The organism is Streptomyces sp. NPDC055189 (assembly GCF_053606765.1).
On the sequence record NZ_JBSGSG010000052.1, the window covers coordinates 1 to 12,831 of the forward strand.

The following is a 12,831-nucleotide window of genomic DNA, read 5'->3' on the forward strand; positions in this document are numbered from 1 at the left end:
CTTCCGGCGCCTTCGCCGTGCCATCCGACAGTGTGACCGTCAGTCCTTGTTCGTCCGCCCGTTCGGCCGCCCGTTCGGGTTCTCCGGGATCTCGATGGAGTCGGACGGGTCCGGCTCGTCCGGTTCTTCCGTCGTCGGCTCGTCCGTGGGCTCGTCCGTTGGCTCGTCCGTCGTCGGGTCGTCCGTCGGCTTGTCCGTGGTCGGGTCGTCCGACGGCTTGTCCGTGGTCGGGTCGTCCGACGGCTCCGTGGTCTCGTCCGACGGCTCCGTCGGCTTCGTCGTCGTCGGGTCCGGGGGCGGTGCGATGGCCGCGCCCATGGAGGTGTCCAGGTCGAACTCGCTGGGCGAACCCATCGCCTTGAAGGTGTAAGCCGCCCAGATCTGCGCCGGGAAGCTGCCGCCGTCGACACGCGGCAGACCGCCCGCGCCCTTCATGGAGACCTGCTTGCTCTGCTCGGCCGTTCCCGCGGCGCCCTCGCCGAAGAGACCCACGGAGGTGACCAGCTTGGGCGTGTAGCCGGTGAACCAGGCCGACTTGTTGTCGTCGGACGTACCGGTCTTGCCCGCCACGTCCTGCACCGGGCTGCGCACCGCGCTGCCCGTACCGTCGTCGACCACGCCGGTCAGGACCGAGGTGAGCGAGTCCGCGGTGCCGCGGTCGACGACCTCCTCGCCGATCGGGTCCGGCAGTTCGATCGTGCGGTCCTTGTGCTCGACGGAGGCCACGACCGCCGGGGTGACCTTCTTGCCGTGGTTGTCGAGCGTGGCGTAGACGCCCGCCATCTCCAGCGGGCTCGCGCCCATGGTGCCCAGGGTCTGGGCGGGCACGGCGGGCAGATCCTCGACGTCCATGCCGAGCTTGCCCGCGGTCGCCAGGACGTCGTCCATGCCGACGTCCACGCCCATCTGCGCGAAGACCGAGTTGATGGACTTGTTCATCGCCTTCTGGACGGTGACCGGGCCGTAGCTCTTGTCGTCCTCGTTCGGCGGCGCGAAGCCGACGTCGCTACCCTTGACCGGGCGCTCGCTGGTGCCGTCGTAGACCGTGTTCGCCGTGATCGGCTGGCCGGACTGCGTCTTGGCGCCGTTCTCCAGGGCGGCGGCCAGGATCAGCGGCTTGAAGGTGGAGGCGGGCTGGTAGTCACGCCGGGTGGCGTTGTTCGTGAAGTGCTTCACGTAGTCCCTGCCGCCGTACATCGCAAGGACCTTGCCGGTCCTGGGGTCGACGGACGCGGCACCCGCCTGCACCCGGGCGTCGGCCTTGCTCTTGTCGGGGTCGAGCTTGTCGTTCAGCTTCTTGTCGACGGCCTTTTCGAGCTGCTTCTGCTTCTTCTCGTCGATGTTGAGCGTGATCGAGTAGCCACCCGCGTCGAACTGCTTCTCGCTGAGGTGGCCGGCCTTCATGACCTCGTCCTTGGCCGCCTTCACGAGGTACCCGGTCTGGCCTTCGAGGCCGGGCGCGGCCTTGGGCGCCTCCGGCTTGTCGAACGTCAGGCCCTCGCGCTCGCTCGCGGACAGCCAGTTCTCCTCGACCATGTTGTCGAGCACGTAGTTCCAGCGCTCCTTGACCAGCTTCTTGCTGGCGTCCGTGGCGGAGGTCCAGTCGTACTGGCTCGGGGCCTGGAGGAGGGCTGCGAGATAGGCGCCCTGCGAGACGTCCAGCTTCTCGGCGTCGACGCCGTAGTACGCCTGGGCGGCGGCCTGGATTCCGTAAGCGCCGCGGCCGTAGTAGCTGGTGTTGATGTACCCGGCGAGGATGTCGGCCTTGCTCCTCTTCTGGTCCACCTTCAGCGAGATGACCAGTTCCTTGAACTTACGGGTCACCGTCTGGTCCTGCGTCAAGTAGTAGTTCTTGACGTACTGCTGGGTGATGGTCGAACCACCCTGCTTGCCCTTGCCGGTGACGGTGTTGATCAGGCCGCGGGCCGTGCCCTTGAAGTCGACGCCCTTGTCCTTGTAGAAGGACTTGTTCTCGGCGGCCACGAAGGTGCGCTGCACCTCCTTGGGCACCTTGTCCAGGTCGACGACCTCGCGGTTCAGCTCGCCGGTCCTGGCGATGACCTTGCCGTCCTTGTACTTGTAGACGTTGCTCTGGAGCTTGGCCGCCGCGTTGCCCTCGGGCACGTCGACCACCATGTAGAGGACGACGAACGAGAGCATGCCGAGCAGGCAGAGCCCGAAGAACGTGCCCAGGATCTTCTTCAGCGTGAAGAAGCGGCGTATGCCCGTGCGCTTGGGTTTGCCGCCGCCGGCGGGGCGCCCGCGCGATGCCCGGCGCGCGCCGCGCTGCCGCGCTTGTCGCTCTTCCGCTCGGCCCATGAGTGTGAGTGCTCCGCTTCCGTCTCGTTCACTTATCCGTATGCCGTGGCAAGTCAGCTCAAGAAGCTAACACCGCACCTTGGGGCAAACGACTGCCGATCCGGTCTTTTCCGGACGTGACAATCAGCACCTGCCCCACAGGAACCGGTGATTGCTCCCAGCAGACCGTTCCCAGTAGACCGACGATCCGGGGGCCCAGAAGGTTGCTCGTCTCCCGAACCTGTGAGCCGCGTATCAAGCCGCGCTTGAGCGGCACTACCCCCGCCAGCAGCTCTGCACCGGACGTATACATAGCACGTATACACACGGTGTAGAGTGCTCCGCATGTCCATCGGTCACACCCTCCTCGGCCTCCTAGAGTCGGGCCCGCGTCACGGCTACGACCTCAAGCGCACCTTCGACGAGAAGTTCGGTCACGACAAGCCACTGCACTACGGGCAGGTCTACTCGACCATGTCCCGCCTCCTGAAGAACGGCCTCGTCGAGGTCGACGGCATAGAGACGGACGGCGGCCCCGAGCGCAAGCGGTACGCGATCACCGACGCCGGCATCACCGACGTCGAGCAGTGGCTCGCCACCCCGGAGAAGCCCGAGCCCTACCTCCAGTCGACCCTCTACACGAAGGTCGTCCTCGCGCTCCTCACCGAGCGCGACGCCTCGGAGATGCTCGACTCCCAGCGCGCCGAGCACCTGCGCCTGATGCGCATCCTCACCGACCGCAAGCGCAAGGGTGATCTCGCCGACCAGCTGATCTGCGACCACGCGCTCTTCCACCTCGAAGCCGATCTCCGCTGGCTCGAACTGGCCGCCGCACGCCTCGGCAAGCTCGCCCTGGAGGTGCGCTCCGCATGACCCCCGCAGGTTCCCTCCTCACCGCCTCCGGCCTTCGCAAGACGTACGGTCCGACGACCGCGCTCGACGGCGCCGACTTCTCCATCCACCCCGGCGAGGTCGTCGCCGTGATGGGCCCGTCCGGCTCCGGCAAGTCCACGCTCCTGCACTGCCTCGCGGGGATCGTGAAGCCCGACGAGGGCTCCATCACGTACAACGGCCGCGAACTCGCGGGCCTGCCGGACGCCGCGCTGAGCGCCCTGCGGCGCAGCGAGTTCGGCTTCGTCTTCCAGTTCGGGCAGCTGGTCCCCGAGCTGACGTGCGTGGAGAACGTCGCGCTTCCGCTGCGCCTCAACGGCGCCAAGCGCAAGGACGCCGAGCGCACCGCGCAGACCTGGATGGAGCGCCTGGAGGTCGACGACCTGCTCGGCAAGCGGCCCGGCGAGGTCTCCGGCGGCCAGGGCCAGCGCGTCGCCGTGGCCCGCGCGCTCGCCACCAACCCGCGCGTCCTGTTCGCCGACGAGCCGACCGGCGCGCTCGACTCGCTCAACGGCGAGCGCGTGATGGAGCTGCTCACCGACGCCGCGCGCTCGACGAACGCCGCCGTGGTCCTGGTCACGCACGAGACGCGGGTCGCCGCCTACTCCGACCGCGAGATCGTCGTGCGCGACGGCAAGTCGCGGGACATGGAGCGGGCCGTATGAGCCTCGACACCCGGGCCGAGGCCCGTACGGGGCCCGGGGCGCCCCACCCCGAGCACACCGCGCCGACCGGCGCCCGCGCCCGGGCCCGCGATCTCGTGATGGGCATACGCTTCGCCGTCGGCGGCGGCCGTGCGGGCTGGGCCCGCACGATCATGACCGCGGTCGGCGTCGGCCTCGGTGTGGCGCTGCTGCTCGGCGCGGCCTCCGTGCCGAACCTGCTCCAGCACCGGGAGGACCGCTCGGTGGCCCGCTCGGCCGAGGGCCAGTTCGACGGCAAGGAGCACAAGCGCTCCGACACCACCGTCCTCACGCGCTACGCCAGCACCGACTTCCGCGACTCGACGGTGGCGGGCCGCGTGGTGCGCGCCGACGGCAAACACCCCGCCCTGCCGCCCGGCCTGACGAAGCTGCCCGCGGACGGCGAGATGGTCGTCTCGCCCGCCCTGCGCGACCTCATGAACAGCTCGGAGGGCAAGCTCCTCAAGGAGCGCTACAGCAACTACCGCATCACCGGCACCATCGGCGACGCGGGCCTCGTCCACCCCCAGGAGCTCTACTTCTACACGGGCTCCGACGCCCTCACCGAGGCCAAGGGCGGCAACCGCATAGCGAAGTTCGGCTATCAGGAGCCCCCGAAGCCGCTGGATCCGATCCTCATCGTCCTTGTCGTCCTGGGCTGCGTGGTGCTGCTGACCCCGGTGGTCATCTTCATCGGCACGGCGGTCCGCTTCGGCGGCGAACGGCGGGACAAGCGCCTCGCCGCGCTGCGTCTGGTCGGCGCGGACGCACACGCGGTGCGCAGGATCGCGGCGGGCGAGGCACTGTGCGGCGCGCTGCTCGGTCTGGTCTTCGGCGGCCTCGCCTTCCTGGGCCTGCGCGAGCTGCTCGGCGTGTTCGACGTGTGGAAGGTCAGCGCGTTCGCCACCGACGTGACACCGGTGCCCGGCCTCGCGGCGCTCGTCCTGGTGGCCGTCCCGCTCACCGCCTTCGTGGTCACGCTGATCTCGCTGCGTGCCGTCTCCATCGAGCCCCTCGGCGTCTTCCGGAGCGCGAAGCCCCGCAAGCGCCGGATCTGGTGGCGCGTCCTCATGCCGGTGGCCGGCATCGGCATCCTGCTCGCTTCGGGCCGCCTCGCGGGCGACGCGGCCCCGCCGGTCTACGCCATCGGCCTGGGCGCGACGCTCACCCTGATCGGCCTTGCCGCGCTGCTCCCCTGGCTCGTCGAAGCGGCCGTGGCCAAGTTGCGCGGGGGTCCCGTGCCCTGGCAGCTGGCCATCCGCAGGCTCCAGTTGAGCAGCGGCACGGCGGCCCGCGCGGTCAGCGGCATCACGGTCGCGGTGGCGGGCGCCATCGCCCTGCAGATGATGTTCGGCTCGATGCACGGCGACTTCGACCGGATGACGAACAACGACCCCGGCCGGGCCAAGCTCCAGGTGCGCGCGGGCGTCGGGGACGGCGATCTCGCCACGCGGATGATCGACAAGTTCCGTACGACCAAGGGCGTCAAGAACGTCATCGGCACGGTCTCCGCGTACGTCGTGCGGCCCGGCAAGTTGAAGAAGGGCGAGGACTTCAGCCCCACCACGGAGCTGACGGTCGGCACCTGCGCGAACCTGCGCGAGCTGGCCCGGATCAGCTCGTGCAAGGACGGCGACACCTTCGTCGTGCACACCGGGGACAGCGACATGAACAAGTGGGTCGACGAGACGGCGCGCCCCGGCAAGCCGGTCGACCTGAACTCCATCAGCTGGGAGGAGCCCGGCCACAAGCACGTCCCGTGGACGCTGCCCGCGGACGCGCGCAAGGTCAAGGCCCGCCCCGACCCGGGCGGCGAACTGCACGACGGCATCTTCGCCACCCCCGGCGCGATCTCCCCGTCCAAGCTGGTCGACGCCGAGACGAGCGCCATGATCCAGGTCGACCCGGCGGTGAAGGACAACGAGGAGTACATCCGCAACACCGCGGCCCGCATCGACCCGCTCCTCGACGTGATGACGCTGCGCGCGGTCGAGCGCGACAAGCAGTACGCCTCCATCCAGACCGGCCTGCAACTCGGCGCGATGGCGACGATGGTCCTCATCGCGGCGTCCATGCTGGTGTCGATGCTGGAGCAACTGCGCGAACGCAGGCGCCTGTTGGCCGCCCTCACCGCGTTCGGCACGCGCCGCGGCTCGATGGCGTGGTCGATCCTGTGGCAGACGGCGATCCCGGTGGTGCTCGGCCTCGGCCTCGCCGTCGCCGGCGGCCTCGGTCTCGGGCTCGTCATGGTCCGCATGATCGAGAAATCGGTCGAGGACTGGTGGGTCTTCCTGCCCCTGACCGGCGCCGGAGCCGTGCTCGTCGCGGTCGTGACGCTGCTCAGCCTGCCGCCGCTGTGGCGCATGATGCGCCCGGACGGCCTGCGTACGGAGTAACTCCCCCGAGCGGGAGCAGGGCAGCGGGGCGTTGCCGGTGCGGGGTCACAACACCCGCACCGGCAACGGCTTTACGGCCCCCCTCAGGGCGGCGGCGAGCGCCTCGTACTCCGCCGCGCGCGCGGCCCCCGTACGCATCGCGAGGGCGATGCGCCGGGTCGGCGCCGGATCGGCGAAGTACCCGGTGAGCAGTTGGTTGCTGCGGCTGGTCTCGACGCGGACGGCGGTGCGCGGAAGCAGCGTCACGCCGAGCCCGCCGGCCACCAGCTGTACGAGGGTGGAGAGCCCGGCGGCGGTCGTGGTCACCGGGGCGTCCGCGCGCCCGGCCTCCCGGCAGATGTCCAGGGCCTGGTCGCGCAGGCAGTGCCCTTCGTCGAGCAGCAGCAGGTTCAGCTCGCGCAGGGCGTCGCGCGGAATCCCCTCGCGTCCGCCGAGCCAGTGGTCGAGGGGTGTGACGAGCACGAAGTCCTCGTCGAAAAGGGCCAGTTCGGTGACACCTGGCACGCCGAGCGGCACCGCGAGAAGGAGCAGGTCGAGCCGTCCGGCGCCGAGCCCCTCGATCAGCGACGAGGTCTGCTCCTCGTGCACCTGGAGATCGAGATCCGGGTACTTCTCGTGGACGAGTCCGATGAACGTGGGCAGCAGATAGGGCGCCACGGTCGGGATCACGCCGAGCCGCAGCGCTCCGGTGAACGGGGCGCGCACCGCGTCGGCCTCCTCCATCAGCGCCCCGACCTCTTCGAGCACGGCCCTGGCCCGCACCGCAAGGCGCTCGCCCGCCGACGAGAGCAGCACCTTGCGGGTCGTACGCTCGAGCAGGGTGACCCCGAGTGTCTCCTCCAGGGCGGACACGGCGCCGGAGAGCGCGGGCTGGCTCATGCCGATCGCGGCGGCCGCGTCCCGGAAGTGCAGATGCTCGGCGACGGCGGCGAAGGCGCGCAGCTGGGCGAGGCTCGGCTGACGGGCGCCGCGCTTGGCCGCGGGCTTGGCGCTGGTGGCCAAGTCACTCCTCCTTCTTGCTCGTCCCCTTGATGACTGGGACTGATAGCCAGATTCGATCAACACGACCCACTCTAGCTATTTCCATAATCAATGCACCCTGTGCCACCATCAACACCAGTCCAACCCCCCAGGAAACTCCCCAAAAGGGATTTTCTTTGCAGCAAGGAGAGCGCGTGCTCACTGTCGGTGACAAGTTCCCCCAGTTCGATCTGACTGCCTGTGTCTCGCTGGAGAAGGGCGCCGAGTTCAAGCAGATCGACCACAAGACCTACGAGGGCAAGTGGAAGATCGTCTTCGCATGGCCCAAGGACTTCACCTTCGTGTGCCCGACCGAGATCGCCGCCTTCGGCAAGCTGAACGAAGAGTTCGCTGACCGTGACGCCCAGATCCTCGGCTTCTCCGGTGACTCCGAGTTCGTGCACCACGCCTGGCGCAAGGACCACCCGGACCTCACCGACCTGCCCTTCCCGATGCTGGCCGACTCGAAGCACGAGCTCATGCGTGACCTCGGCATCGAGGGCGAGGACGGCTTCGCCCAGCGCGCCGTCTTCATCGTCGACCAGAACAACGAGATCCAGTTCACGATGGTGACCGCCGGTTCCGTGGGCCGTAACCCCAAGGAGGTCCTCCGGGTCCTCGACGCCCTCCAGACCGACGAGCTGTGCCCCTGCAACTGGACCCAGGGCGACGAGACCCTGGACCCGGTCGCGCTGCTCTCGGGCGAGTGAACGGAGCCTACTGACATGGCACTCGACGAACTGAAGTCCGCCGTACCGGACTACGCCAAGGACCTGAAGCTGAACCTGGGCTCGGTCATCGGCAACTCGGACCTTCCCAAGCAGCAGCTCTGGGGCACGGTGCTCGCCTGCGCGATCGCATCCCGCTCCACCACGGTGCTGCGCGAGCTGGAGCCCGAGGCGAAGGCGAACCTCTCCCCCGAGGCGTACACCGCCGCCAAGTCGGCCGCGGCCGTCATGGCGATGAACAACGTCTTCTACCGCACGCGCCACCTCCTCTCGGACCCGGAGTACGGGACGATGCGGGCCGGCCTGCGGATGAACGTCATCGGTAACCCGGGCGTGGAGAAGGTCGACTTCGAGCTGTGGTCGCTCGCGGTTTCCGCGATCAACGGCTGCGGCCAGTGCCTCGACTCGCACGAGCAGGTGCTCCGCAAGGCCGGCGTGGACCGCGAGACGATCCAGGAAGCCTTCAAGATCGCCGCGGTGATCCAGGCGGTCGGCGTCACGCTGGACTCGGAAGAGGCCCTCGCGTAAAGCCGTACGAAAAGGCCCCGCTCAGCAACTGCTGAGCGGGGCCTTTCTCTTGTCCTGCCTCAGGCCTGCGACTGCCCTTCGGGCGGCGCTGCGGGCGTCGGATCCACCGGCGCGACATCCACCGCCGTGGCCCCCCGCGGCTGCGGGCTCTGCTTGAGGGCCGCCTCCCTGGAGTACGCCCGCAAGTAGCCCACCACCGTGTTCGTCACGGCGACGAGCGGCACCGCCACCACCGCTCCGCCGATCCCGGCGACGAGCCCGCCCGCGGCCACCGAGAGCACCACGGCCAGCGGATGCACCCGTACGGCACGGCCGAGGATGAACGGCTGGAGGATGTGGCCCTCGATCTGCTGCACCGCCAGGACCACGACCAGGGTCATCAGGCCGGTGAAGACGCCCTGGGTCACCAGGCCGACCACCACGGCGAGCGCGCCCGAGACCACCGCACCCACCAGCGGGATGAACGCGAACAGGAAGATGAAGACGGCCAGCGGCACCGCCATCGGCACGCCGAGGAAATAGATCCCGATGCCGATGAAGATCGCGTCGATCAGAGCCACTATCACCGTGCCGCGCACATAGGCGGTCAGCGTGCGCCACGCCCGCGGCCCCGCCCCCGCGATACCGGGCCGCGCGGGCGCCGGGACCAGCTTGAGGACCCACTGCCAGATGCGCTTGCCGTCGTAGAGCAGGAACAGCGTCGAGAACATCGCGAGCAGGATGCCGGTCATGGCCTCCACGATCACGGTGACGCCTTCGAGCCCCGCCGACGTCAGCTCCTCCGTGTTGGCCCCGACCGCCTCGCGCAGGCTCTTGGCGATGTTGTTGATCTGGTCCTCGGTCACGTGGAACGGGCTGGTGAGCAGCCAGTTGCGCAGATCGTCGATGCCGTCCTGGACCTGGCTGGACAGCGTGTCAACGTTGTCCATGACCTGCCAGACGACGAACCAGCCGACGAGACCCATGATCACGAAGCCCAGTACGGCCGTGACGACCGTCGCGAGCCCCCTGGGAAGTCCGAGCCGCTTGAGCCGGACCACCGTCGGCTGCAGCATCGCGGTGATGAGCAGCGCCGCGACGAAGGCGAAGACGACGAGTTGCACGGCGCTGATGACCTTCATCAACACCCAGAGCGTGCCCGCGAGTACGAGAAGACGCCAGCCGGCCTCGGCCGCCACCCGCATCCCCCACGGCACCGCCGCGACGGGGTCCGGCCGTGCGGACACCGCCGGCGCGTACGCGGGCGGGGCGGGCACGACCTGCTCCGGATCCACGTCGACGGCGGTTTGGGCCGCCAGGTCGGCGGCTGCGGCTTCTTCGGCGGCTGACCGCCGCGGCGTCTTCACGCCGTCCGACGGACCGGAATCGGGCTCATCGCGCCCCATCCGCTCGCCCATCTGAGACAGTCCGGCGCCGAGCCGGCCGATCCACCCTGGTACTCGCGACATGATCCGTCCTCTTCCCCCGTCTTTCCCCACCACTCCCCCCTGGAAGTTGTCGGACTGAACCGTACACGGCTGAGGCCCCCCACCGATTGACGGTGAGGGGCCTCAAAAGGTTGAGCTGAGCTGCGGCTCAGTACCAGTTGTTCGCCTGCCAGAAGTCCCAGGCTCCGCACGGGCTTCCGTAGCGGTCGTTCATGTAGCCGAGGCCCCACTTGATCTGCGTGGCGGGGTTCGTCTGCCAGTCGGCTCCGGCCGAGGACATCTTGGAGCCGGGCAGTGCCTGGACGAGGCCGTAGGCGCCGGAAGAGGCGTTGCTGGCCTTGTAGTTCCAGGTGGACTCGTGGTTGACGATGTTGCTGAAGCACTGGAACTGGTCACCGGGGACCATCTGCCGTGCCATCGCCTGGACCTGCGAGACGGAGTACGAGGACTGCGTGGAGAAGGACGAGGCGTCACGCGTGGAGGAGCGGCTGGCCTTGGACTCGGCCTCCTTGCGCTCCTTCGCGTCGGCAGCCTTCTGGGCCGCCTCAGCCTTCTCCGCCTTCTCGGCGGCCTTCTGCTTCGCGATCGCCGACTCGGCGGCCTGCTTGCGCGCTGCTTCCGCAGCAGACTTCTTCGCGGCCGTGTCCGCAGCCATGGCCTGTGCGTCGGCCTGCTGCGTCAGGGACGCGGTCTGCACCTGGGCCTGCTGACCCGCGGGGATGTCTGCGAGGAGTGTCGCTTCGCTTGCCGTCGCCTCGAAGTCGTTGTCATTCGAGGCGCCCGGGGTGCTGCCCGAGGCGACACCAACAACAGCGCCGACAGTGGTGACCGCGGTGGCAGATGCCACGGCGAATCCCCGGACCGAAATCCGGCTCACACGGTTTCCTTCCAGCATCGCCCGCATAGGTGACCTCGCGGACGCAATCGTGCCCCTGGACGCTGGCCTCCGCTTGGTTCTCGGTCACGGGAGGCACGGGCCCGGTGGGCAACTCCCGTGACGGGAGTGCCGCGTGGTGCTTCGGGCGGCATGCGACGGCCACTATGAAGTTCTGGTGTTTCCGGGTTGCGGTACCGCTGGGGGTACCTGTGAGTCGCATGCGGGGCCTGACAGGACCCAGACTCTGCCCCAGCCGGACGCCGCAAGGCAATTCTCCGTGCCGTGTGAAAGCTCACACCTCGTTTGCCCCGGGAGTTTTTCGGAAAAGGGCGGACGCCAAGACGCCGCCCGGCTAAGCTCCTTCGCTTCGCCGGGCGGCGTCCAACTACCCCGCAACCAGGGTGAACTGGTTCAGATCTGCCCGTCCTCCAGCATTTCGGTCACGAGCGCCGCGATCTGCGAACGCTCGGATCGGGTGAGCGTGACGTGGGCGAAGAGCGGATGGCCCTTCAGCTTCTCGACGACGGCAACTACCCCGTCGTACCGCCCCACTCGGAGGTTGTCGCGCTGGGCGACGTCGTGGGTGAGTACGACCCTGGAGTTCGCCCCGATCCTGGACAGAACGGTCAAAAGAACGTTTCGCTCCAGGGATTGGGCCTCGTCCACGATCACGAACGCGTCGTGCAACGAGCGCCCGCGGATATGGGTGAGAGGGAGCACCTCGAGCATCCCGCGCGCCGTCACCTCCTCGATGACCGCCTTGCCCGCCACCGAACCGAGCGTGTCGAAGACCGCCTGCGCCCAGGGGCCCATCTTCTCGGCCTCGGTGCCGGGCAGATAGCCGAGCTCCTGCCCGCCCACCGCGTACAGCGGCCGGAAGACCATCACCTTCTGGTGCTGACGGCGCTCCAGGACGGCTTCGAGGCCCGCGCAGAGCGCGAGAGCCGACTTGCCGGTGCCCGCCCGGCCGCCCATCGACATGATGCCGATGTCCGGATCGAGCAGCAGATCCAGCGCGATGCGCTGCTCCGCACTCCTCCCCTTGAGGCCGAAGGCCTCACGATCACCGCGTACGAGACGGACGTTCCCCTCGGCCGTGACGCGGCCGAGTGCCTTGCCCTTCTCGGACTGGATGGTGAGGCCCGTATGGACGGGCAGGTCCGCCGCCTCCGGTACATACAGAGTGTCTTCCTCGAAGAGGAGATCCACCTGTTCACCGGAGAGGGTCAGTTCGGACATTCCGGTCCAGCCGGAGTCCGTGATGGCGAGTTCGGCGCGATACTCCTCCGCGAGGAGGCCGACCGAGGACGCCTTGATCCTCAGAGGCAGATCCTTCGACACGACCGTGACGTCGTATCCCTCTGCCTGGAGGTTGCGCGCTACGGCGAGAATCCGTGAGTCGTTGTCCCCCAACCGGTAGCCGGCCGGAAGCACGCCGGGATCGGAGTGGTTGAGCTCGACTCGCAGCGTGCCGCCCAGATCGCCGATCGGGATCGGCGCGTCCAGGCGACCGTGCCTCACCCGGCAGTCGTCCAGGAGGCGCAGGGCCTGCCGGGCGAAGTAGCCGAGCTCGGGATGGTGCCGCTTCGCTTCGAGCTCCGTGACCACGACGACTGGCAGCACGACTTCGTGCTCGTCGAAGCGGTACATGGAGTTCGGGTCTGCGAGCAGAACGCTGGTGTCGAGAACATAGGTGCGCCTGTCGGGCATGCGGCGCTTTGTGCTGGTCACCACGGAAGGACGTACCCCCTCGGATGAGGTCGGGGAGCGACGGGAAGGATGCCGGGAGAAATCCGGGCCGGTCTCGGACCCCAGTGCGCGGGCCGAGCTCCGGCCCTCCGCTTCGCCCGTACTCACCGCACGGTCGTCCTGGTGCAAAGGGCCTCCCGGGCGGACGGCCCCATGCCGCCCGCTGAGATACGACATCCGTGAATCGGATGTCGACCTGCAAGGCTTATTCCCTCGAACAAGCGCAGCCATGCC

Annotated in this window: 10 protein-coding genes; 5 read left to right on the plus strand and 5 right to left on the minus strand. The window is 68.6% G+C overall.

Annotation, left to right across the window (positions count from 1 at the left end; translation table 11 throughout):
- Positions 1 to 39: 39 nt before the first annotated feature.
- Positions 40 to 2,319 (minus strand): transglycosylase domain-containing protein, encoded by a 2,280-nt coding sequence (locus tag ACWFR3_RS29575; protein WP_453737705.1) that lies wholly within the window; start codon positions 2,317 to 2,319, stop codon positions 40 to 42.
- 324 nt (positions 2,320 to 2,643) lie between these two features.
- Here ACWFR3_RS29575 and ACWFR3_RS29580 point away from each other — a divergent pair, with 324 nt between their 5' ends.
- Genes ACWFR3_RS29580 through ACWFR3_RS29590 form a run of 3 tightly spaced genes read left to right on the plus strand, consistent with a single transcriptional unit; the run spans position 2,644 to position 6,268 of the window.
- Positions 2,644 to 3,171, plus strand: a complete 528-nt coding sequence (locus ACWFR3_RS29580; RefSeq protein ID WP_453737706.1) for a PadR family transcriptional regulator — start codon at positions 2,644 to 2,646, stop codon at positions 3,169 to 3,171.
- Positions 3,168 to 3,854, plus strand: coding sequence for an ABC transporter ATP-binding protein (locus ACWFR3_RS29585; protein ID WP_453737707.1), 687 nt, complete (start codon positions 3,168 to 3,170; stop codon positions 3,852 to 3,854). Before ACWFR3_RS29580 ends, ACWFR3_RS29585 begins: the two co-directional genes overlap by 4 nt.
- Positions 3,851 to 6,268, plus strand: coding sequence for an FtsX-like permease family protein (locus ACWFR3_RS29590; protein WP_453737708.1), 2,418 nt, complete (start codon positions 3,851 to 3,853; stop codon positions 6,266 to 6,268). The genes ACWFR3_RS29585 and ACWFR3_RS29590 overlap by 4 nt, the downstream gene beginning before the upstream one ends.
- 45 nt (positions 6,269 to 6,313) lie before the next feature.
- Here ACWFR3_RS29590 and ACWFR3_RS29595 read toward each other — a convergent pair whose 3' ends face one another.
- Complete coding sequence (locus ACWFR3_RS29595; protein WP_453737709.1) at positions 6,314 to 7,270, minus strand: LysR substrate-binding domain-containing protein; 957 nt, start codon at positions 7,268 to 7,270, stop codon at positions 6,314 to 6,316.
- A gap of 173 nt (positions 7,271 to 7,443) precedes the next feature.
- Between ACWFR3_RS29595 and ACWFR3_RS29600 the strand changes: the two genes are divergently transcribed.
- Positions 7,444 to 7,998, plus strand: coding sequence for a peroxiredoxin (locus ACWFR3_RS29600; RefSeq protein ID WP_453737710.1), 555 nt, complete (start codon positions 7,444 to 7,446; stop codon positions 7,996 to 7,998).
- 15 nt (positions 7,999 to 8,013) lie between these two features.
- Positions 8,014 to 8,544 carry an alkyl hydroperoxide reductase gene (locus tag ACWFR3_RS29605; RefSeq protein ID WP_453737711.1) on the plus strand — a complete coding sequence of 177 codons (531 nt, stop codon included), beginning with the start codon at positions 8,014 to 8,016 and terminating at the stop codon, positions 8,542 to 8,544.
- 59 nt (positions 8,545 to 8,603) lie between these two features.
- Here the strand turns inward: ACWFR3_RS29605 and ACWFR3_RS29610 are convergent, their stop codons facing one another.
- From ACWFR3_RS29610 to ACWFR3_RS29620, 3 genes are all read right to left on the minus strand, one after another.
- Entirely contained in the window at positions 8,604 to 9,992 is a 1,389-nt protein-coding gene (locus ACWFR3_RS29610; protein ID WP_453737712.1) for an AI-2E family transporter, read from the minus strand.
- A gap of 127 nt (positions 9,993 to 10,119) precedes the next feature.
- Positions 10,120 to 10,848 (minus strand): aggregation-promoting factor C-terminal-like domain-containing protein, encoded by a 729-nt coding sequence (locus ACWFR3_RS29615; RefSeq protein WP_453737713.1) that lies wholly within the window; start codon positions 10,846 to 10,848, stop codon positions 10,120 to 10,122.
- A gap of 411 nt (positions 10,849 to 11,259) precedes the next feature.
- Positions 11,260 to 12,582 carry a PhoH family protein gene (locus ACWFR3_RS29620; protein ID WP_453737714.1) on the minus strand — a complete coding sequence of 441 codons (1,323 nt, stop codon included), beginning with the start codon at positions 12,580 to 12,582 and terminating at the stop codon, positions 11,260 to 11,262.
- Positions 12,583 to 12,831: the final 249 nt, after the last annotated feature.